Raw genomic sequence first — 20,818 nt, forward strand, 5'->3', positions numbered from 1 at the left:
GAATTATCGAAAATTCTCCATGTACCTGATTGACCAGCGGTATTCACCTCTCTATACTTCGCCGCCATTGAGCCCTGATGGCGGAATTGGTAGACGCGGCGGATTCAAAATCCGTTTTCGAAAGGAGTGGGAGTTCGAGTCTCCCTCGGGGCACCATATAGCAGTATCTGAAAGTCTCTATCAGACTTTCAGACCCAGAGAAACCGGCCACTTGGCCGGTTTTTTTGTGCTTGTCTGTTTATGCCAGTCTCCCCCTATCCGTTGTATCCCTGTATCCCTGCTTGTATCCTGAGAAAAATACCGAACTTTGGGATACAAGGATGAAGCGCGCAGACATCAAGCGCCGCCCTCTCGCTGACACGACACTCGCGGGATTGGAGCCGGAATCAAAGGAATACCGAGAGCTGGACGGAAACGGCCTCTATTTCAGGGTCAAACCTGATGGAGGCAAGTCTTGGCAACTTCGCTACAAACGTCCGGCGGGCAATTGGGCTTGGATGGGGCTCGGGGGTTACCCGGAAGTAAGTGGCGCGCTGGCACGAGACAAAGCCGCTGATCTACGCAAAGTAGTTAGTAGCGGTGCCGACCCACTTGAACAGAAGAGATCAGCGAAAGCTGCTATCGACGCGGCCAAGACTCGTACCTTTCGAGCTGCCGCTGATGCCTGGCTGAAGGCAAAAGAGGAAAAGGGTCTCGCACCCTCCACTCTCAACAAAATCCGCACCTACCTCGACAAAGACATACTCCCGGCACTGGGAGATAAGCCGCTAGACGAAATAACCCGTACCGACTGCGCAGAACTCCAAGCATCAATCGAAGCCCGAGACGCACACAACGTGGCAGAGAAGTGCCGCACATGGATAAATCAGATATTCGGGCGGGCCATCGGCTTGGGTCTTACCGAAAACGATCCTGGCAGTCGCCTTCGCGATATTGCGGTCCAAGCCCCAAAGACTCAACAGCACCCACATCTGCTGGAGCCTGAGCTGGCTGAATTTCTCCAAGCACTCAAAAACACTCCAAGTAGGCTGACGGCCCGCACTGCTGCATGGCTTTGTGTATGGACTGCATCAAGGCCGGGGATGGTCCGCCTGGCTGAATGGAAGGAGTTCGACCTTGATAAAGCCATTTGGACCACACCAGCCGCCAAGATGAAGATGCGTCGGGATTTCGTATGCCCCCTTCCTCACCAAGCTGTTGCTGCGCTTAAAGAGCTGCACTGCTTAACCGGACGGAGTCGTTGGCTATTCCCCGGAGTCGGAGCGAAAAATCCAACCATCAGTGAAAACACGATCAACAAGGTCTTCGCCACCATTGGCTATAAGGGGCGCCTTGTTGGGCATGGAACTCGCCATACAGCGAGCACATTGCTTCGAGAACATGGTTGGCCGAAAGAACATGTTGAGGCACAGCTTGCTCACAAAGAAGAAGGAATCTCAGGCGTGTACAACAAAGCCCAATATCTTGAGCAACGCGTAAAAATGATGCAGTGGTACGCGAATCATCTTGATGCATTAGAGGCAGGGAATGTATCGCAGGTACAGTTTGGAAAGGTTGTATGAGAGCAAAAACACGCACCCCACCTAAAACCGGTGTAACCGGTGTTACGCGTGTAACGCCCCACATCAACCCATTGAAAACGTTGAACTTATATCGAGTTACACCGTATCTGATGCCCCCATCAACCGCGTGTTACGTCGGCGGGGTGTGTAACGGACACGGAGCCACATGCTCCCTGTCGGCAACCTCTTACCAGGGCATTGCTCGCAGGGTCAGTCATACTTTGTGGGGGCGAGGGGCGCTCTGATGGAACACACACTTGGCACCAGAGATCTGGAACTTGAAATCGCCGGAGCAGATGTGACCAGTCTTCTTTGGGATCTTGAGGAGGTCGAACAAGCCGTCCGCGAGCTAGCGTTGTATAGCCATTTTGCTGAGAGCTTTCGCGACGCTTTTGCGTGTGTCGATAACGCAACCTTCTTCTGGCTAGAGGATGGTCGGTATGCTGATTGTGCTGATTCAGTGACAAAAGCAATGTTTCATCTCCGCACCACAATTGAAGAGCACTTCAGTTTTTCCGAAACCACGTCACTACCGAGAGTCGTCCGCCGCTTCCTCGGGATTGATCATCCGGCAAGCGACACTCAGCTCGTAGCGACTTACGCTCTCATACAAGCAGTTCAGGCGGTCGAAGCCCTTGCAAACTGGCTATTTGATTTAGAGCTATCTCTATACGACTTGGATGTCGATCTGATAGAGCAGCTAAGACAAACTGATCCTCAGCAGTACCTTGCACTCGTAAACCGAGCGCGAAGACGAGATAGCAGCTCAGAAATCATTGCTCGGGAAGACTTCGCCATTTTCAATGGCGAGGCCTCCAAGATCTTGATGCTAGCTTCTCTCTATCAACAGGCTGATTTCAGCGATGGTCTGCGTAACGATTTCGCGGCATCAAGTTTTCTAAGAAGTGCTTTGGATAAGGCCTTTGCGGCTAAAGCTTCAGCAAGAGCCCAAGCTGCTGGAAAGGCGAATAGAAATCCAGGCGCAATAAAGCAGGAAAACAGCCACAAACTTTTCGAGGAAATTAGTACAGCCGCGAGAAGCCAAATATCCAGCAATCCAAAAATATCCGAAACCGAGCTAGTCAAAACGATAGTCGCGCAGGGCAAAGCATCTGCGCCGACCGTTAGGAAGCACTTAAGGAAAGGTGGATTTATTCCTCGATAATTTTTCAAGTTCACAAAAAGCAAACCATGTTTGCTTTTTTTTCGCCCCCTAGTCTGTGCCTGTCTCTCACCATAAAGGCACGACTATGACTATCTCTATTGCTACTGAAACAAACTCCCTTTCTCATCGCGACCCAGCCACGACCCTGATCAGAATATCTGAGGTCATGGCCATCATTGGCTTAGCTCGCCCCACCATCTACAAGCTTATGCAGTGCGCTGAAAGCGGCTTTCCGCGCCCCGTAAAATTAAGCATGAGCAATGCTCGCGGCGCTCCTGTCGCGTGGGTACTTGGCGAAGTTCAAGCTTGGGCACGTAGTCGCATTGAGGCACGTGACCAGGTGGCCGCATGAAGCGCAATTACTGCCCTTTCAAGGGACCATTCTTCGATTCATACAGCATCGGATTCCGGCTCTATCAACCTGGTGAAATTAACTGGCGTCATCGCACCATTGCGGCCGTGAGCTGGAACGGCGAAGAGCAAGAAGCGTTCTTCTTCAGCCCTGACGGTCTCGTGCTTCCACTCAAAGCCAATCCTTGGGAACTGCCCGAACTCATCCGCAAAAATACGGTGCGCAGAGAGTTTTCGAGCGTTCACGGCTCCGGCTATTTTGCTATGAGCGAAAGCCGACTCGCCTCGTTGAAAACGCGCGGCATGACCGACTGGGTTACCTACTGGCTCGTCGATCAATCAGCAGGATTCGCGAACGATCCGGCGGTATGGCAACGCATCACGGATGAGGATCTTGCCGTCGAGAAGACGACAAGCGAGCGCGCTCATCAAGATATGCGCCTGACCTCCGACCTAAACGGTTATGTCGAGGAGTGTGTTGCACAACGCCGCGAGCAAATGGCCGTTTTACAGCGTCGCCGCTGTGTTGAAGACAGCAAGATCCTAGCCTGGCTCAAAGGCGAAACACCGCCTCCACTGTTTGCTGATGCGCAGGAGGTAGCATGAATCGCAAGATCGCTGATAACGCCTTGATGCATCCGTTCTCCGTGCTGCGCCGGATCGGATTTTCTACTCGCCTCATGCAACGCCTTGAACGCCACCGCAGCCGACAGGAAAAGCGAGGCCGCGTGGTCAGCGTACTGAGTTGGGCCGACGGCACCTGGTGCGCCCTCTCCCTCCACTGCGAAAAAACCGGCGCGGTGATCGTCGACGAAGGGCAGCAAACCCAAGCCTACGAAGACGCCCGCTCGATGCTCAGCGGCGGCTTCCTACCCCTCCTATCCCTGCGCTGGGAAGCCCATGCCTGAAACGAAAACGCCTCCGGGGGCGATCCGGAGGCGTTGAGGTCAATCTACATGCACGAACAATTTATGCCGCACCTGAAAAAACCGCAAGCCATCAGCGCAGTTGCACTTTCGAAAGACGGACGTTACTCTCTGACCGTCGCTGCAAAATCAGCGACCGGGCGTGGAAACCCGTTTGAAAACTTGGCGCACAGGCGCCCCCATTACGATTGCAGGCGTCTTTTTTTACGCCTGCGATTTCGAGTTATGGCGGCTGTGTGTGGGCAGGCTTCGGCCTGGCCGGGTTCCAAGTTTCCCGGTATTTCCACCCCATGCACAGCTGCCACCCAATCCCGTGGAAAGGATCGTGGCAGTTCCATAGTCAAAACTTGGAGCGCCACTCATGCACGCCCTAAATCCGTCCAAAATTCGCGCCGCTGCACACCGTGCAATGGCTCTCGCCGCTTTACACGCCAATTCCAGCCTCGCTACACGCCTTTCCCGTTACAACAATCACATGGCCAAAGCCCGCGCACTCGAAACCGCAGGCGGTGCTCAATGAACAATGCTTTGAGCTTCGCCCTGCCCGAAGACCTGCTCTGCGTGAATCCGACCGCAGAAGCCGGTGTGCCCATCGACGCCATCACCTGCGCCATTGCTCGCGCCGACTCGGTTCTGACGCTGCTTGAAGAACACTTCGAAAACGACTCCTCGCGCCTTGCTAATCACGTCATCGCGGCCGTCCTCTGGGACGTGCGCGGCACCCTTGGCTTGATCAAGACGCTGACCCTGCACGGCGACTCCACCTCAATGCCTGCTGCGCAGAAAGGCGGTGCGCTATGACCACGTCCACCACGCTGGGTCACGCCACATTTACTCGCGTGAACGCCACCGATTTGAAGTTGTTCCGGGTCAATGCCGGAGTACCGGTCGAGGATGCACTGGAGATGGTTTCTCTGCTGCAGCATCACGCCAACCAACTTAACTTCGACGCCGCCATGAGTGACAGCGGTGAGCGTTTCAGTTGGCCTGCCATGTACCTCGGCGAGATGGCCAAAGCGCTGATCGATGACATCAACGACGCATTGTTTCTGCCGAGGGCTGACGCATGAGCCAGCGCCCGAATAGCAACACAAAACGTCCAAGTTTCGCCGACGTGAAAGCCGCTGCACTAAGTGACATTGATCGTGTCTTGTCGCACTGGCTGCCCAACGGCAAGCGCGTCGACGGAGGCAAGGAATACACCGCTCCGAATCCGACTCGCAGCGATAAGCGCGCCGGTTCGCTCAAGATCAATCTGAGCAAAGGCACATGGTCCGACTTTGCCACCGGCGACAAGGGCGGCGACCTGATTGATCTGGTGCGCTATCTGGACGGCGGCACCGACATCGAGGCCTGCAACCAACTCGCAGAATTGCTCAACGTTTCGCCCGGCGGCGCCCAGGCGAAGACAGCTCCCGCCAAAACAAAAGCACCTGAGTGGATTGCCATTCAGCCGATACCAGTGGAGGCCATGAACAAGTGCCCTGCCAAGCATCGGCAGCACGGCGTGCCGTCGATGGTCTGGATCTACCGTGATGCTCAGGGCCAGCCGCTAATGGCGCTCTACCGCTTCGACCTCGCCCCTGACGAGGATGGCAAACCGAAGAAGGTCTTTGCACCCCTGACATGGTGTCAGCGCACCGATGCCCAAACTATGCAATGGCGCTGGCAGGGTCTGCCCGATCCGCGTCCACTGCTGCGCCTTGATAAACTCGTCCAACGCGCTGACGCACCGGTTGTTCTCTGCGAGGGCGAGAAAGCTGCCGATGCCGCCGCAGAACTGATGCCGGGCCACGTGGCCACCTGCTGGCCTAACGGTTCCAACTCCTGGCACAAAGCCGACCTGACACCGCTCAAAGGTCGCGACGTGTTGTTGTGGCCAGACAATGACGTCAGCGGCACAGCCTGCATGGAAACCGTAGCCGACAAGCTGCGCAAGATCGGCGCCGCGTCGGTGCGAGTCGTCGCGCTGGAGGTGTTCAAACGCAAGCCCACGCTGAAGAACGGCGCTGCTGACTTCGCCAAAGGTGGTCAATGGGACGACGGCGACGATGCAGCCGATGCGCTTGCCAAAGGCTGGACAGCGCCCCACTTCACCAAGCTGGAAAGCAGCGGTGAACTGTTCGGTTTGGTTGTGGAAAAGTCGGAGCCTGAGCAGGTTAAGGCTAATCCGGAACCTAAGGCAAAAGCGGCAGCCAAGCGTCCCTCGAAACCAAAGAATGACCTGATGCCCGGTGGTTTTCGCCTCACGTACGAAGGCGTCTTTTATGCGGGCGACGACGGCGAAGCGCGGCCAGTGTGTTCGCCTCTGGAAATCCTTGCCCGCACTCGCGACGACAAAGGCCAGAACTGGGGCCTGCTGGTCGAGTTCGACGATCCCGACGGCGCCAAAAAACGCTGGAACATCCCAGCTCGCACCATGACCGGCGACTTCGGCAAAGACGTGCTCGGACCGTTGGTGGACATGGGGCTGCGCCTCGCCGGAAGTCGCTCGGGACGTAACGCACGCAACGACCTGCAAAGTTACCTCGGCGGCTTCGACAGCGCGCAACGGGCACGACTGGTCACCCGCTTGGGCTGGCATGACACCGCCTTTCTACTGCCCGAGCAGCAGGTAGGCGCGCACAGCGAGCACCTGCACTTCTACGAGGCCGGTTCCCAACTTCCGCCTATCAGCGAAGCGGGCACGCTTGAGCAATGGCAGGAGCAGATTGGCGCGCTTTGCGTCGGTAACCATCGTTTGGCATTTGTCGTTGGAGTGGCCTTCGCAGGGCCGCTGCTGCACATGCTCGGCCATGAATCAGGCGGCTTTCATCTGTATGGCGACAGCTCCGGCGGCAAGACCACGCACCTGCAAGTTGCCGCCTCGATATACGGTGGACCACGCTTGGTGCGTTCCTGGCGTTCCACTGACAACGCTCTCGAATCCATCGCCGCCGCGCATTCGGACGGCCTTCTGGTCTTGGATGAAATCGGCATGTGTGACCCGCGCATCATCGGCGAAACGGTGTACATGCTCGGCAACGGCACCGGCAAGGCACGCGCCAACGATCGAGGGCAAGCTGGCCGACAGGTACAAGAGTGGCGCTTGTTGTTTCTCTCCACCGGCGAGAAGACCTTGGCCCAGCACATGGCCGAAGCCAACAAGGAACTGAAAGCGGGTATGGAAGTACGCATGCTTGCCGTTCCTGCCGATGCCAGCAAAGGCCTCGGCATGTTCGACACGCTTAACGGTTTTGAAGATGCCGCAGCCCTGTCCGACGCGCTCAAGGCTCGCGTAGCGAAGTACTACGGCACACCACTCACTGCCTTCCTGACGGCGCTATGTGAACCCGGCAAGCGCCACGGATGGTCCGCCATCCTTCGCCGCACGCTGGAAGGTTTTATTGCCCAGTCGTTACCAGCATCGGCCAGTGGACAAGCGCACCGTGCCGCCGCTCGCTTCGGTCTCGCCGCTGCAGCAGGCGAGCTGGCCACCGCGATGGGAATCACCGGCTGGCCTGACGGAACCGCCACCACCGCTGCTCGCGTGTGCCTCAACGCATGGATGAACGAGCGCGGCGGCGCCGGTAACTTCGAGGGCGATGCAATCGTGGCGCGACTTAGACAGATCATCGAGCGCTTCGGTGAAAGCCGCTTCACGCGTTGGGAATCGACGGCGGCAAAGATCGACGAACACGGTCCGCGCACTATCGACCGACTCGGTTTTCGTAAGACGTTGGAGCACGGTCTGGGGGATTCCCTGCACACCACCAACACTTACTACGTGCTCCCCGAATTATGGCGCTCGGAGATTTTCCGAGGCATGAACATCAACGCGGTGAACAAGGAACTGTTGCAGCGAGGTGTTCTGGAGCCGGGCAAGGATGGTAAGGCGTCGAGCCTGATCCGGTTACCCGGTCTGGGCACGCAACGTTGCTACATCGTGAAGACGATTCCGGGAATGGATGAGAGCGAGGCTCGGGCTGCCTGAGGGCACCTCTGCTGATCGAGGTAGCGCCGGCTAAATCCCGGCCTCGCCAGCCAATCAACCAACCCACAATCGAATTGAACAGAGACTAAACACATGAACGAGATTCAAGACCTGAAAGACCGTCGCGACCGTCTGCGCAGCGAGGCAGAACAACTGCGCGCCGAACTGCTGCCCCTTGAGGCGGTGCTGGAAAGTGAGGAAACCATCGAGCCGACTCAGGAGCGCGAACTGCGCGACAAGTACAACGAGCTGAAACGGAATTTCGATTCGCGCAATCTCAATGCTGACCTTTTGGATCGGAGGATCAGTCGCAGTGAAAACCTCGCCAATTGCGAATCCTTGATGACGTCTTACATCGAGGCAATGGATAACTGGAAGGCTGATGAGCAGGAGCTGAACGAAAAGCGCCAGAGCCTCAGCACCCGCCTGGAGCAGATTCAACAACAAGCGGAAGAGGATATGGCCAAAGCCCGTCAGGCCGAAACGGACGCTGCCACTGCGTACGCGCAGGCCGTTGCATGGGGCGATACCGAAGGCGAGAAAACCGCGAACGCCGACGCACAAAAGGCCGCAAAGAACCTGACAACTGCCGCCGAACATAACCGTCGGCAACACTTGATCATGGCCGCGCTGGAGCAGGAGCTGGTCACCGTAGATAAATACATCGCAGAGGCTCAGGCAAAGCATGAAGAGATGGAGCGTACCGCCCTGTTGCTCTCGCAAACAGTGCTTGAAGAGAAGTGGAACGAGGCTGCTAAAGCGTTGTTTGAGGCGGGCGGAAAACTGTGGGCGAACTACAACCTTCTTGGCCGCGACCAGATTGGACTCATGAAGCTGGTGGTTCCAGAGCAAGGCGAGAACTTTGGGAGGTGGACATGGGAAGAGCTATCAGCTCGCTCCCGCCAATACCGCGCGCGGGACTTAATCCTGCTCGACGGCATACCGACACCGCACCAACCTGAATTCATGAGCAACCTGGAACAACCTAAGGACGAACGCAATGAAAAAGCCGATACAGAACAGCGCCAGTTGGTCTGACACGCTCAAAACTCGGAAGGCGCACCTCAATGCCCTGCTGAAGACCATCAGCGCAGGGACGGGCAAAACCAGTCCGATACAAACGCTCACCATTAAGGCGATTAAAGCAGAAATGGCGCACATCGAAGGTCAACTCCAGCGACGAACATAGTCCGTCGAGACCGTGGTTTACGATGTGATTTACCTTACCTGAGAAGGGTTCAGTCGCACCCTTCTCAGAGTCAGGCTTTTGATTAAATTGGCATTCCCCCTCAGCTCGCACCACTTTCCGCTCATGCCGGTACGTTTACTTTCCACCACGAAAGCGGCTCCCTTTATACAACTTAGACTCCCAGTCCCAAATCATTTGATAACGACGTTCGGTTCTCCATGTAGCGCTTACTTCTGGCCAGTGTGTAATATGGATCCAACGAAGAAAGGAATTCCAAATGACAAGATGGAACCAAGAGTTTGAGCAGCATCCGTTCAAGGCGATGTGGGCATCACTGATGGACACTGCCGAGACCCTGGACGTCGATGATCAAACAGTTATGACGACGGTTGAGGAGCTTGCGAGGCTGAAAAAGGTGCTCGCATTCGTAGATACAATCATTTCCAACGCTGACCTTGAGCTTACGCCGAAATCAGTATGGGCAAATTCTTTCAGCCAAACCGAGGCATGCCTGCAACAAATGCGAGCATATGCTAACAGCCGAAACGTAGGGCATCTTCAGCAGGCAAACGAACACGCCGATAATCTCCTGACGTATGTCCGGCCCTATATGGTTATTCCAAAACAGGCCATGGAAGCTTTCGGGAAAGCTCAGCGAGCTTTTTTCAAGCAGATCTCGCAGTATGTAACGTCCTTCCAAACACAAACATCCAAGGCGCAGGAAAGCATTGAAACCGCCATGATCGCCGCCCTCAAGCAGCAACAGCAGATAGCGGAAATTGAGGAGCGAGCAAAACACTTCGATGAATACTTATTTGAAGGTATAAACGGAAATAACCCAGCAGAAAAATACGTCAAAGAACTTGTAAATGAAATAAAAGAAAAACAGGAAAGTATTGATCTTTTATACAAAGCACTACTTGATGGCCCTGAATCAACATCCCAAAAGATTAAATCCTATGCGGATGAGGCTGAAAAAACAAACCGCTCACTGAATAAAATGTTAAATTCGGCGACAACTAGAGACGAAGAAATAGCGACTTTTTATGAACAAATCTTCGGCAGCCAAGCCGTTGATGGCGAAGAAATCCAGGAAATCGGGTTGAAGCGCGAACTCGACTTAAGGCTTCAGCAACTTAGCGATCACGAAGACCTGCAGACTGAACGCCAAGAAGCACTATTTGTCAGCATTGAATCATTGCTGCCCGGAGCAACCAGCGCGGGCCTTGCATCTGCCTATAACAAGCTTAAAGACAAATTCAACATCCCTATCATTGGCTACACAATAGCGTTCTACGCCTCAATGCTGACATTGTTTCTGGGCGGGCTGACAATCGTATCGGAAAATATAACCTTATCGCCATTTCACATTGAGTTTGTGAAAACAAGCACTTGGGAGGAAATGCTGCGAACGATTTTAACGCGAGCTCCGATTATTCTTCCAATTATATGGATTGCAATATTTTCAGCGACTCGTCGTAGCCAGTATGAGCGACTTCAGCAAGAATATGCCCACAAAGAAGCTTTCGCATCCTCCTATGAAAGCTACAAGAAGCAGCTACAGGCGCTTCAAATTGACGGAGATGCGCTTCAGAAAGAACTAATCGCAAAAGCGATTGAAGCGATTTCATTCAACGCCTCAATCACTTTGGATGGTAAACATACTGAGAAGATGCCTATACATCGATTGCTTGAGAAGCTCGACCTAGAAGAATTAAAGAAACTATTGAGCATGGCAAAAAAAGAGTAGAACAAAAAAACAGCACGTATTTATTGGCAACTTCAAAAACTGGGCAAGACATACGGAGCCAGTCGTACCAAGCAACAGAAAACAAGAAACCCCGGCGCATTTAAACTAAGAGTTTAAATTCACTTTGCATCTTCCTGTAGACGCTTACTACTAAATTCTACGATTGGCCGGGGCGGCATCGCTGTATTGAGTGACTTGCGCCAATAGCCAACATCGTGCCATTTACCGAACTTGAATCCGACTTCAGGATATATTCCTATGGGCGTAAAACCCATAGACTCATGCAAACCAACACTGCCCTCATTGGGTAAAGCGATTCCGGCATACGCGGCGTGAAAGCCCTGGTCCTGAAGGATTGACAAGAGATGGTTGTATAAACCTCGGCCGATCCCTTTACGGTGGGCTTGCGACGAAACATACACAGTCACATCGACCGACCAACGATACGCTTCGCGTGCACGATGTTGGCTCGCGTAAGCGTAACCGACCACTTCGCCGCTTTGCTCTGCGACAAGGTACGGATAGGTGGCCAGTGTCGATGAGATCCTCTGAGCCATTTCTTCAATACTGGGTGGGTCGAGCTCAAACGAAATTGCGGTACGCTCAACAAATGGCGCATAGATCGCTTGTATGGCGGCTGCATCCGATGGAACGGCAATTCTGACTTGGCAGCTTGTATTCATTCGTGGCCCCGAGGTGATGTTTCATGCGCAAATTCCAGCATCTGAATATTTCCCCCCTATGACCTGGACTCGCTAACGGAGTGGCTACGAATCGAAGGACTGCCTCATGCAGACCTCGACGAACCCGACCGTGAGTTTTTTCAGCTTGAGCAAGGCGATCAGTTGGTGGGGTATGCGGGCGTAGAGGGTTCCACCGCGGATCGCCTGTTGCGTTCTTTTTTTGTCTTGCCATTAAACCGAGGCGGAGGCATCGGCTCAGAGGCGCTGAAATCAGTGGAGACGCTTCTCATGAGTAAAGGGGTGCAATCGTTGCATCTCCTCACAACCACCGCCGCTCTATTCTTTGAGCGCCATGGCTTTCAAGCTTGTGATAGAGCTACTGCGCCCACCGCCATTCAAAACACTCTTGAGTTCCGCAGTCTCTGTCCCGCCACCGCAACTTATATGGCGAAGCGTCTCACTTAAATAGACTTCTGGTTAACGCGCTTGGAAAGCTCTTCGGCACTCTCCTTGCGTTCTGAATAACGATCAACCAGATAGTTTTCTTTGCCGCGCACCAACAAGGTGAACTTCATCAACTCTTCCATCACATCTACAACACGGTCGTAATAAGAAGAAGGTTTCATCCGCCCCGCTTCGTCGAACTCAAGGAATGCCTTTGGCACTGATGATTGATTAGGTATCGTGATCATGCGCATCCAGCGGCCAAGGACGCGAAGCTGATTTACTGTGTTAAATGACTGCGAACCACCACAGACCTGCATCAATGCTAAAGTTTTTCCTTGCGAAGGCCGGACTGCGCCAAGTGCAAGTGGAATCCAGTCGATCTGTGCTTTGAACACTGCTGACATCGAGCCGTGACGCTCAGGCGAGCACCAAACCTGCCCCTCTGACCACATCACCATATCACGCAGTTCCCGCACCTTCGGATGATCGACAGGGGCATCATCTGGCAGTGGCAACCCGGAGGGATCGAAAATAGCCGTTTCTGCGCCCATGAGCTCCAAGAGACGCGCTGCCTCTTGTGTTAGCAACCGGCTGAACGAGCGTTCCCGCGTCGATCCATACAGCAAAAGAATGCGCGGTTTGTGCCCAGACGCGTCCCTCTCTGTAAGTCTTGCGGGGGTTGGTATATCAAGCAGCGATAGGTCAAGCCCTGGAAAGTCATTCGGATTTTCGCTGGAGTACTCGTTCATCAAATTTCTCCAATCTCATCCAGTTTCTGCTTGAGTTCGATCTGACTGAGGGACGCGATATCGAGAGCAAACAACGCGGCGAATCGTTGACGGATTCTAGCTACCGTAGCGTTAAATGCCGCCTGTATCTCCTCGTCGCTGCCTTCTACGTCTGACGGGTCAGACAAGCCCCAATGGCTCTTGATTGCAGATCCGAAATAAACTGGACAAGGCTCGCCCCCTGCTTTGTCACAGACAGTAATCACAATATCCGGCGGGTTTTCAGTGAAGCTATCAGAGCCTTTGCTATACAGCTTCGAGGTGTCAACGCCGAGACTTTTCAAGGTGCTGACTGCCCGAGGATTAAGGCGTCCACTGGGGAAGCTTCCCGAACTGATTGCGCTCATTCCATCCGGCGCCATGTGGTTGAACAAGCCTTCGGAGAGCACGCTCCGGCAGCTATTGGCGGTGCACATAAACAGGAAACGCATAGATTACTCCTGCCGCTTTTAGCGGGCGTCAGAGACTTAGGCGCAGAGCCAGAGCCGAGAGGGTGATCAACAGAACCGGAAAAGTCAGCATGACGCCCACTTTGAAGTAGTAACCCCAAGTGATTCGCACACCTTTGCGTTCCAACACATGCAGCCAGAGCAGTGTGGCGAGGCTACCAATAGGAGTGATCTTCGGGCCAAGGTCGCAACCGATGATGTTGGCGTAGATCATGGCTTCGCGGATGAGCCCTTCTGCTCCACTGGCCTGAATCGACAGCGCGCCGATCAGCACGCTGGGCATGTTATTCATCACGGACGACAGCAGCGCAGCGATCAGGCCGGTGCCAATAGTGGCGCTCCACAAACCTTGCCCGGCCAGATCGCCAAGTATGCGGGCGAGGTAATCGGTCAAGCCGGCATTCTTCAAACCGTAAACCACCAGATACATGCCGAGAGAAAACACCACGACTTGCCACGGAGCGTCATGCAGCACCCGTCGAGTCGAGATCTTGTGGCCCCTGGCCGCAACGGCGAAGAGTGTCGCCGCACACACAGCCGCAACTGCACTAACGGGAATGCCCAGCGGTTCAAGGGCAAACAATCCTACAAGCAAAATCAACAGCGTCCAGCCACCGACGATGAACGTGGCGCGGTCGCGTATTGCAGCTTTTGGGTCCTGTAAAGCCTCCAGCGCGTAGCTAGGCGGTACATCTTTGCGGAAGTATAGAAACAGCATCAACAAGGTAGAGGCGACACTGATCAGACTCACCGGCACCATTACAGACGCGTATTCGGCGAAGCCTAATTCGAAATAATCGGCGGACACTATGTTGACCAGGTTAGAGACCACCAGTGGCAGGCTCGCAGTGTCGGCAATGAAACCGGCGGCCATGACAAACGCCAGCGTTGCGGCCGGTGAGAACCGGAGTGCGAGCAACATCGACATGACGATAGGCGTAAGGATCAACGCCGCACCGTCATTGGCGAATACCGCAGACACCGCCGCCCCCAACAACACGCAAAACGCGAACAATCGATAACCACTCCCCTTCGCCCATCGCGCCACATGCAGAGCAGCCCACTCGAAAAAGCCTGCCTCATCCAGCAACAAACTAATAACGATCACCGCGATGAAGGTGGCGGTCGCGTTCCAGACGATGGTCCAGACTGTGGGGATGTCTTGAAGCGAAACGGCACCTAGTGCCAGCGCAATCAGAGCACCGAGTGTCGCGCTCCAACCGACACCGAGCCCTTTGGGTTGCCATATCACTAAAACTAGGGTGAAGACGAAAACTGCAACAGCAATGAACATTGAGGCCTCACTCGATCAGGATTCAGCAGCAGGCGGCATCTCGGACAGGTCGTCCATCCATGCTTTGCAGGCGCGCAGAGTTGTCTTTGAGCCAATCGGCGTTCGCCTTTGACGTCACTTGCAGAATCTCGCGAATCCACACAGGCAGATCCGGATTGAGGCGGTAGTAAACCCATTGACCCTGACGGCGATCGAGCAGTAGACCACTGCCGCGCAGTTGGGCGAGGTGGCGGCTGATCTTTGGTTGACTGTCGTCAAGTGCGCACATTAATTCGCAGACACAAAGTTCACCCTGATCGGAGATGAGCAGAATGGCCCGGACACGAGTCTCGTCGGCCAAGCTCTTAAATACTTCTGGTGGAGTAATCATGTGTTGCGCTCAAACATATGGATAATCGAATATACGCATATTCATATATTGAACACAACCTTTGAGTTCACTTGCCGTTCACGCTTGAGTCTCAAGCGTCCATTACCTCCTGAGATACGCTTTCTCTGTATTGGGCAAATGCGTTACACCGATTCTGAAAGTTACACCGCTCCTGCGAGAAAACAGACGCCGGTGTTACTAGTATTTTATCCTTATATTTCAATAACATATCGGATTTCATTACACCTGTAACACGCGTTACACGGCTTTTGGCAGGCATCTACCCCACTCCCCGTTGGAAATAGCTCCCTCAGCGATGGAGAGCCTGGACTGGGGGGCCCCTGAGGCATTGAGACACACACGGGGTCGGAAACCCGCGTGATCGTGTTAGCGCAAAAACGCCCAGCTTAGTGAACAGGTGAACCGAGTGAACAAGCAGTTCACCAGTGCAAATGCACAGGGTCTTGGAAAATTGCCGGGGACCCTGAGGAAACTCGAAGGACACGGGGCAAAGAACCCGCGCGTTCGTGTTAGCGGCTGGATTTTTGAAGTTGGTTGACAGGTTGACGGAGTTGACCTTGTTGACGAGCACCGTGCGTGCGTTATCAGCAACACAAAGGGGCATCTTTGCCGTCACGGTAACGATGCCCCTTTTTCGTCAGGATCCTTTCAATTTCAACGTTGAAATTTCAATAAGGTGGGAGATCTGCCGCTAACAAGATGTCGCGGGTTTCCGACCCCGTACCCTTCAAATATCCTCAGGGTCCCCGGCGTTTTTTTTGGCTGGGCCAACCCCATTCAGCAGTGCTTCGCACATGCAGTCCCCTGGCAGCATAGTGCTCGCACGATCCTACAGCGCTATCGGCCACCGTCGTCTGGCAATCGAAGAGGCTCGTCTAGAATTAATGTTCAGAAAGCCGAAGTTGAGGAAAAAGGGCTGGCAAGCGCTGTGGAGGAGGATGCAGAATATTTCCGCTGAGCAAACAGCTATTCGTCTTGCCCCGGATCAGGATCCACCGAGTGAATAAGAAAGAGCTGGCAAGCTTACAGGGAGATGTGATCGTCATTGAGGATGATCCCACCTTGCGCGTGCTTATGAGCACGGTGCTTGAGGAGTTCGGCGTCCCGTCTATTTCATTTGCCAGTGCTGATGACGCTTTCAACTACCTGCAACGAACGGAAAAGCAGTGTCCGCTCATAATCACAGATTACGGTCTGCCCGGTCGGCTTTCGGGGGCCGATTTCATTAGAGATGTTCACGAACAGTGGTCCTACGTACCCGCAATCTTGGTATCTGGGTACGGTTTAGAGCCAGTGGTCGTTCCTCCCTCGACGTTATATTTGGAGAAGCCATGGTCGATTGACGACCTTGAGGCAGCGATCGCCACAGTTCTTAATTCCCCAGAGCAGAATTGCGACCGCTAGGTCCAGCCGAGGAGTATCCACTGCGCCTCTTACCCAGGAAACTCTCGATATCTGAATGAGGGTCTTTTAGACTGAGCCTCAACTAGCAAACTTTATTGTGTATCCCGACGTGTATCCCAGAAGCTGGAATCAAGCTACAGACCTTGATTTATCTAGTGAAAGCGAGTCTCCCTCGGGGGCACCATATAGCAGTAGACGAAAGCCACTACCGGGCTTTCGGAATGAAGAAACCGGCCAGTTGAGCCGGTTTTTTTGTGTCTGGATTTTGTGTCGGTCCTCGCTTGCGTGCTGTCAGCGTCGGTCGAGACGTGTTAGGCGAAGCGGGTTGGATGTCTCTCTCAGTCGTTTTACCAGTGGAGGGTCTACGGGAGAGCACTTTCTCAGCACATGCGGTAGTGCGGCGCGTGCAAACGGCATTTGCACTTCCAAAAAGCCGGCGCCCGTTCAAGAGACTCCCGACCTTCCTATTCATCTGTAAATGATGTCTTCCATCCCCCCGAAGAAATGCACGTCGCGCAAACCTCCTGAACTGTGATTCGCTCGTGGCCGACTAACGGGAGGTCATGACCAAAGCTCGCCAAGCTGACACTGATGCAGCGACGGCCTACGCCCAAGCAGTCGCATGGGGCGAAACCGAAGGCGAAAAGAACGCCTGCGAGTGGCTCGGATGCCCTACGCTCCTGGAAATGTACCAACACCCGTGCGCCCTGCTTGAGGACGAACTCATCCAGGCTGGAGTGATGTTGCGTAAAGCGAGAGCCAATGTCGCTGGCCTTGTTCAGATGAACGACCTGCTCGCTACTGAGAAGGCCGCAACAGAGGCAGAACTGCGGGAAGCCCTTGGACGCATATCATCCAGGAGCTATGAGGCGTCCGAAAATGTGAGTTTTCGCCCCATCGACCTTGTTACCGAACAGCGCGACCACCTGTTCAGGGAGAATCAACGGTTGCTCATGGAACTTAAAGTGCTCAGGGGGCCACAACTCTGACGTACGCTTGGCACGCCCGCAGCGCAATCAATCCTTGGTCACCGGCGTCGGTGATGGCGATAATTCGTTGAGCATGCGCTGGGGCACATTGAGAATTGCGGGCTACGCGAGTAACGCTGACCATGCCGTGGGCAGTTTAGGCGCGCAGCTGTGAATCAATGACTCTTTCCAAGCGAGGAGCACTTGTTTTTCAAGTTTCCTGCTCAACGTGATCATCTACAAATAGGATGCGGGATGAAGTACTTCGCCATATTGTTGTCGACTGCAATTGCTTTCTCAGTAACATTGTTGGCGTCAGCCGCTGAACCATCGCTGCGTCTGCAACGCGCTTCAGGTTTGTGGAAGGTTACTCCGTCCACCTCGCCGTTTTCTTGGGAAATATGCGTCGACCATGAGAAAGACAGGCTTATAGATGACGACCTGTGGAGTGACTTCGAACAGGAGTGCAAAATCGAATCTAAAAGCGGTAACGCCGATAGCTACAATTTCAAATCACGCTGCCCTGAAGCGATTATGGCCGGATCTTTCAAAGGCGACCTTGCGAAATCCTATGTACTGACGGCCGATACGTCGTTTGAGCTAAATGGAAAAATTGAAAGACAACACACAGTGATTAATGGCAGCTTTCAGGGCGCGTGCCCGGCGGGTATGGAGCCGGGTGTAAAAAAAATGCACGGAGGAATGAAGATCAATTCCCCATACTCCAATAGATGAAAGGTTCAAAGTGTCATCGCTTGACGGACCTCGAATGCAGCTGCATCGATTGGCACGTATAACGCTCAATTGTGGCTAAGGTCAGTGTCCTCGCGGCTTCCAGGCGTTCCATATATCCTTCGGGATGATTTTGAGCTCGCTTTTGTAAGCGCAGGTCTGTCGGGGTGACTCCATCGTAAGCGAGTCTTCAGTCTTGGCTTTTGGCGCTCTGCGTTTTCGCGGCAGTGCTTGAGTTAAGAGTACTGAACCACTTTTACGGATCGGCAAGGCAGAAGTGGATAAAAATTCTTAGAGCCAGCCTGCGTGCGACGCTTCGAGTTGGATAGTTAACTCAAGGAAGGAAATATGATTCGCTTATTGATTGCTACGTTTTGCCTAATGCTCCTCTCTGGTTGCACAACAAGCGTCAGTTCTGATGTGCGCGAGCGAGTGTGGTATTCCGAAGGAGAGAGACCAGCCACCGCCCCTTGGCACGTTTATTTGGTATTTACTGACGACGGCCATTTCATCTATTGGCGCACCGTAGAAAAACCGGATGATGTACTCAAAAAATTTGACTCCTACATGAAAGGCGCCGGTCTCGATGTTGGCAGCCCGGTGCCATACACGCGAACTGAAAACGACTTAAACGCGGTCTCGCGAACCCCATTTCTAAGTAGAACGGGTGATACGGTCTACACTGATGTCCGCACCTTTAGAGGGCGCTTTGTCGGCGACGCTTTAGAAATAGATTTCGAAAGAATCACTGTCTGGCCTCCTCGTCCTACATTTTCTGAAGGCGTCAGACGATGGTCGTTGAAAAGACTTAGCTCCTTGCGAAATAAGTGAAAAGCCGAGTGTGATGGCGTCTGTTGTCAATATAGGGCTACCAGAGAAGCATCAAAGACACCCACTGCTTCTCTGGAATGATTCCCACAAAAGTGCCGTTGGTGGGAGCCTGCCGTCAGCCAAGAGCAGTCGTCCATAAATCGCTTGCTATCCAGAGCGTTCTTTCCCAAATCAGTCCCACTCATAGGTAGCCGAAAACGCCGGCCTCTCGGGTTTAATTTTAGGCGAGCTTAGTGCACATCGTGGGAGTTGCTCTCAAACCTTGAGTCATCTTCATGTTGACTTGAAATATCCCGGGCTGCGCTGACGGCACGCTGGCTTCTGCCTCGGGGCTTACGCCGTTTCATCTACCCCCATACGAGCCAACAACCAGTCTTTATAGTCCGCTACGTCGTTAGTCGACAGACCGCCATTTGTAGCGTTGATGGTTTTCCCCTCCAAACGTCCGATCTCCATCAGGTGCTTGAGGCCGTTTAATATGTGCGACGCATCGCTCTTGCTGAGGGACTGCACATCGGGGAATTCGACGGAATTGTTCTGATCATCGAACGTTGCCCAGCTTGGGTTGGCCTGGTGGTGTTTTATCAGCTGTTTTAGGTCTATCTCGTCCTGGATAAACCGTTGATCGAGCTTCGCCTGTGCTTCCGGGGTCGCGTTGGTTAGCTCGAATCGGGCGGTCTTTACTGTTCCGTTTTCCAGTGACTTTCTGAACTCTTTGACGTAGTCCAGCATGGGGAGGTTGCTTCCGATCATGTTGCCGCTCCTTTGTGGGTAATGAGCGGTTGAGCAAAAGGCAGGCCAATTGGTTGGAGTGTTGTTTTGCGTGGCGTTTGCTGATTGGCAGGGGGTTTTAAGTGCAGCGGTTTGCCGGTAGAGGCAAAGTGTTGCCACCTGACAGAGGTTTGTTTCAATGGTTTTCGTGATATACACCCGCATGCCTACAGAAGTGCTGTTGTGCCTTGATTCCTCTGAGTTTTTTCCGGCGTGGGGCTGATTTATCATCCGTGATGCTGACGGTTGCGGGAAAGCCTTTCGGGCGATAACCTCCTTACGTCGCTGCCAATTCAGCGGCCGGGCTTGGTAACCCGAGGTAAATCACTGCGCAACAGTGCTCTGCGTTCGCAGGCGCTTTTTTTTCGCCTGCGATCTGCGTTATGGCGGCTGTGCGTGGGACGTCTTCGGACGTGCCGGTTTCCTTGATTTCCCGGTTTACCAACCTGCGCACAGCTGCCACCCATTCGCTTGGTAACGAATTGTGGCGGCTCTTGAAATTAAGGAGCTTCACTATGTGCAGTACAAATCCGTCTGTAATCTGGCTCTCCCGTCCACGTTCCTCCTCCCCCATCACCCCTGCATTTGCGGAGGTGTCCAATGACCGAGCAACCCGAACTCAAAACCATCGGTTTGACCCCGGCCATTTACTCCACCGGTTCTGACGATCCGCTGTTCCATGTCACTCGCGGTGTGCCGCTGGTGGATGCGTTGGGCATGGCTTCTGATTTTCTGTTTCTGGCCAAGGCGCTGAGCAAGGATGCGGCTTATGCGCGGGATTCGGATTATCACGCTTGGGCTGCGCATTATCTGGCGTCGATGAGTAAGGCGTTGGTGGATGATGCGGTGAAGGTGTTGGAGTGGGATCGGGGGCGTGCGGCGACGCGGGCGGCGGCTGAGGAAGAGGTTGAGGGGTAGCGGCAGGCGTTGGGCTGTGGGGGCGGGGTTGGTTGAGGTGGGCTGGTGATGGTGGCGTGCTTGGGTATTGGCGTTATCGTTGAAGACCATCGCGAGCAGGCTCGCTCCCACAATGAAGGTGTGTTGGAGTTGGATGCGCTGTCGGGGTGTCTGGTTTTCAGCGTTATCGTTGGCGTCCATCGCGACGGTTCGACGCCTCGACATGCTCGCTCCTACAGAGGCGCGT

The 20,818-nt window shown here is 54.0% G+C and carries 22 protein-coding genes, 1 tRNA gene and 2 pseudogenes; 18 read left to right on the forward strand and 7 right to left on the reverse strand.

Features of this window, described 5'->3' with window-relative positions; all coding sequences use genetic code 11:
- The first annotated feature begins 71 nt into the window (after positions 1–71).
- The 11 genes from AB4N33_RS16825 to AB4N33_RS16875 all read left to right on the forward strand — a co-directional run bounded on the left by AB4N33_RS16825 (position 72) and on the right by AB4N33_RS16875 (position 10,916).
- Positions 72–156 (forward strand) — tRNA-Leu (locus tag AB4N33_RS16825).
- Positions 157–320: 164 nt separating this feature from the next.
- A complete protein-coding gene (locus AB4N33_RS16830) occupies positions 321–1,562 on the forward strand; it encodes a tyrosine-type recombinase/integrase (protein ID WP_476457799.1) in 1,242 nt (413 codons plus the stop codon).
- Between the two features lie 244 nt (positions 1,563–1,806).
- On the forward strand, positions 1,807–2,727 hold the full coding sequence (locus AB4N33_RS16835; RefSeq protein WP_476457800.1) for a hypothetical protein: 921 nt from the start codon (positions 1,807–1,809) through the stop codon (positions 2,725–2,727).
- 85 nt (positions 2,728–2,812) lie between these two features.
- On the forward strand, positions 2,813–3,079 hold the full coding sequence (locus tag AB4N33_RS16840) for a helix-turn-helix transcriptional regulator (protein ID WP_064364333.1): 267 nt from the start codon (positions 2,813–2,815) through the stop codon (positions 3,077–3,079).
- Positions 3,076–3,684, forward strand: coding sequence for a hypothetical protein (locus AB4N33_RS16845; RefSeq protein ID WP_476457801.1), 609 nt, complete (start codon positions 3,076–3,078; stop codon positions 3,682–3,684). Before AB4N33_RS16840 ends, AB4N33_RS16845 begins: the two co-directional genes overlap by 4 nt.
- A complete protein-coding gene (locus AB4N33_RS16850) occupies positions 3,681–3,986 on the forward strand; it encodes a hypothetical protein (RefSeq protein WP_099757109.1) in 306 nt (101 codons plus the stop codon). The genes AB4N33_RS16845 and AB4N33_RS16850 overlap by 4 nt, the downstream gene beginning before the upstream one ends.
- 534 nt (positions 3,987–4,520) lie before the next feature.
- Positions 4,521–4,805, forward strand: coding sequence for a hypothetical protein (locus AB4N33_RS16855; RefSeq protein WP_083354188.1), 285 nt, complete (start codon positions 4,521–4,523; stop codon positions 4,803–4,805).
- The gene (locus AB4N33_RS16860; protein ID WP_475272590.1) at positions 4,802–5,074 is read left to right on the forward strand and encodes a DUF3077 domain-containing protein; all 273 of its coding nucleotides are present in this window, start codon (positions 4,802–4,804) and stop codon (positions 5,072–5,074) included. The genes AB4N33_RS16855 and AB4N33_RS16860 overlap by 4 nt, the downstream gene beginning before the upstream one ends.
- The gene (locus AB4N33_RS16865) at positions 5,071–7,977 is read left to right on the forward strand and encodes a DUF927 domain-containing protein (protein ID WP_476457802.1); all 2,907 of its coding nucleotides are present in this window, start codon (positions 5,071–5,073) and stop codon (positions 7,975–7,977) included. Before AB4N33_RS16860 ends, AB4N33_RS16865 begins: the two co-directional genes overlap by 4 nt.
- A 93-nt stretch (positions 7,978–8,070) precedes the next feature.
- On the forward strand, positions 8,071–9,015 hold the full coding sequence (locus AB4N33_RS16870) for a chromosome segregation protein SMC (RefSeq protein WP_476457803.1): 945 nt from the start codon (positions 8,071–8,073) through the stop codon (positions 9,013–9,015).
- A gap of 428 nt (positions 9,016–9,443) precedes the next feature.
- Positions 9,444–10,916, forward strand: a complete 1,473-nt coding sequence (locus AB4N33_RS16875) for a hypothetical protein (RefSeq protein ID WP_460117773.1) — start codon at positions 9,444–9,446, stop codon at positions 10,914–10,916.
- 119 nt (positions 10,917–11,035) lie between these two features.
- On the opposite strand, the gene AB4N33_RS16880 is transcribed toward AB4N33_RS16875, so the two are convergent.
- Positions 11,036–11,599 (reverse strand): arsinothricin resistance N-acetyltransferase ArsN1 family B, encoded by a 564-nt coding sequence (locus AB4N33_RS16880; RefSeq protein WP_460117775.1) that lies wholly within the window; start codon positions 11,597–11,599, stop codon positions 11,036–11,038.
- 63 nt (positions 11,600–11,662) lie between these two features.
- On the opposite strand from AB4N33_RS16880, the gene arsN2 reads away from it, so the two are divergent.
- Positions 11,663–12,064: an arsenic resistance N-acetyltransferase ArsN2 gene (gene arsN2, locus AB4N33_RS16885; protein WP_476458832.1), complete on the forward strand. Its 402-nt coding sequence runs from the start codon at positions 11,663–11,665 to the stop codon at positions 12,062–12,064.
- Here arsN2 and arsH read toward each other — a convergent pair.
- From arsH to AB4N33_RS16905, 4 genes are read right to left on the reverse strand one after another with little or no spacing between them, the layout of a single operon-like run.
- The gene (gene arsH, locus AB4N33_RS16890) at positions 12,061–12,795 is read right to left on the reverse strand and encodes an arsenical resistance protein ArsH (RefSeq protein ID WP_460117779.1); all 735 of its coding nucleotides are present in this window, start codon (positions 12,793–12,795) and stop codon (positions 12,061–12,063) included. The two genes, arsN2 and arsH, sit on opposite strands and share 4 nt — an antisense overlap.
- A complete protein-coding gene (locus tag AB4N33_RS16895; RefSeq protein WP_460117780.1) occupies positions 12,795–13,265 on the reverse strand; it encodes an arsenate reductase ArsC in 471 nt (156 codons plus the stop codon). Before AB4N33_RS16895 ends, arsH begins: the two co-directional genes overlap by 1 nt.
- A 28-nt stretch (positions 13,266–13,293) precedes the next feature.
- A complete protein-coding gene (locus AB4N33_RS16900; RefSeq protein ID WP_460117782.1) occupies positions 13,294–14,577 on the reverse strand; it encodes an arsenic transporter in 1,284 nt (427 codons plus the stop codon).
- 22 nt (positions 14,578–14,599) lie between these two features.
- Entirely contained in the window at positions 14,600–14,947 is a 348-nt protein-coding gene (locus AB4N33_RS16905; RefSeq protein ID WP_460117784.1) for a metalloregulator ArsR/SmtB family transcription factor, read from the reverse strand.
- Positions 14,948–15,967: 1,020 nt separating this feature from the next.
- Between AB4N33_RS16905 and AB4N33_RS16910 the strand changes: the two genes are divergently transcribed.
- The 3 genes and pseudogenes from AB4N33_RS16910 (at position 15,968) to AB4N33_RS16920 (ending at position 17,361) form a co-directional block, all read left to right on the forward strand.
- The gene (locus AB4N33_RS16910) at positions 15,968–16,372 is read left to right on the forward strand and encodes a response regulator (RefSeq protein WP_460117786.1); all 405 of its coding nucleotides are present in this window, start codon (positions 15,968–15,970) and stop codon (positions 16,370–16,372) included.
- Between the two features lie 554 nt (positions 16,373–16,926).
- Positions 16,927–17,025: pseudogene (locus AB4N33_RS16915) on the forward strand (chromosome segregation protein SMC); the annotation flags it as partial.
- 33 nt (positions 17,026–17,058) lie between these two features.
- On the forward strand, positions 17,059–17,361 hold the full coding sequence (locus tag AB4N33_RS16920) for a hypothetical protein (protein WP_476458833.1): 303 nt from the start codon (positions 17,059–17,061) through the stop codon (positions 17,359–17,361).
- Here the strand turns inward: AB4N33_RS16920 and AB4N33_RS16925 are convergent.
- Positions 17,342–17,452, reverse strand: a pseudogene (locus AB4N33_RS16925) (lysis protein); the annotation flags it as partial. The gene AB4N33_RS16920 and the pseudogene AB4N33_RS16925 sit on opposite strands and share 20 nt — an antisense overlap.
- 143 nt (positions 17,453–17,595) lie before the next feature.
- On the opposite strand from AB4N33_RS16925, the gene AB4N33_RS16930 reads away from it, so the two are divergent.
- Together AB4N33_RS16930 and AB4N33_RS16935 are read left to right on the forward strand one after the other, a co-directional pair.
- Positions 17,596–18,075, forward strand: coding sequence for a DUF3617 domain-containing protein (locus AB4N33_RS16930; protein WP_476457804.1), 480 nt, complete (start codon positions 17,596–17,598; stop codon positions 18,073–18,075).
- 345 nt (positions 18,076–18,420) lie between these two features.
- Positions 18,421–18,903 (forward strand): hypothetical protein, encoded by a 483-nt coding sequence (locus AB4N33_RS16935; protein ID WP_476457805.1) that lies wholly within the window; start codon positions 18,421–18,423, stop codon positions 18,901–18,903.
- Positions 18,904–19,236: 333 nt separating this feature from the next.
- On the opposite strand, the gene AB4N33_RS16940 is transcribed toward AB4N33_RS16935, so the two are convergent.
- Positions 19,237–19,656, reverse strand: a complete 420-nt coding sequence (locus AB4N33_RS16940) for a hypothetical protein (protein ID WP_476457806.1) — start codon at positions 19,654–19,656, stop codon at positions 19,237–19,239.
- Between the two features lie 618 nt (positions 19,657–20,274).
- Between AB4N33_RS16940 and AB4N33_RS16945 the strand changes: the two genes are divergently transcribed.
- Positions 20,275–20,592, forward strand: a complete 318-nt coding sequence (locus tag AB4N33_RS16945; protein WP_476457807.1) for a DUF3077 domain-containing protein — start codon at positions 20,275–20,277, stop codon at positions 20,590–20,592.
- Positions 20,593–20,818 lie beyond the last annotated feature (226 nt).

The sequence above is a fragment of the Pseudomonas sp. S1_E05 genome, assembly GCF_056337105.1.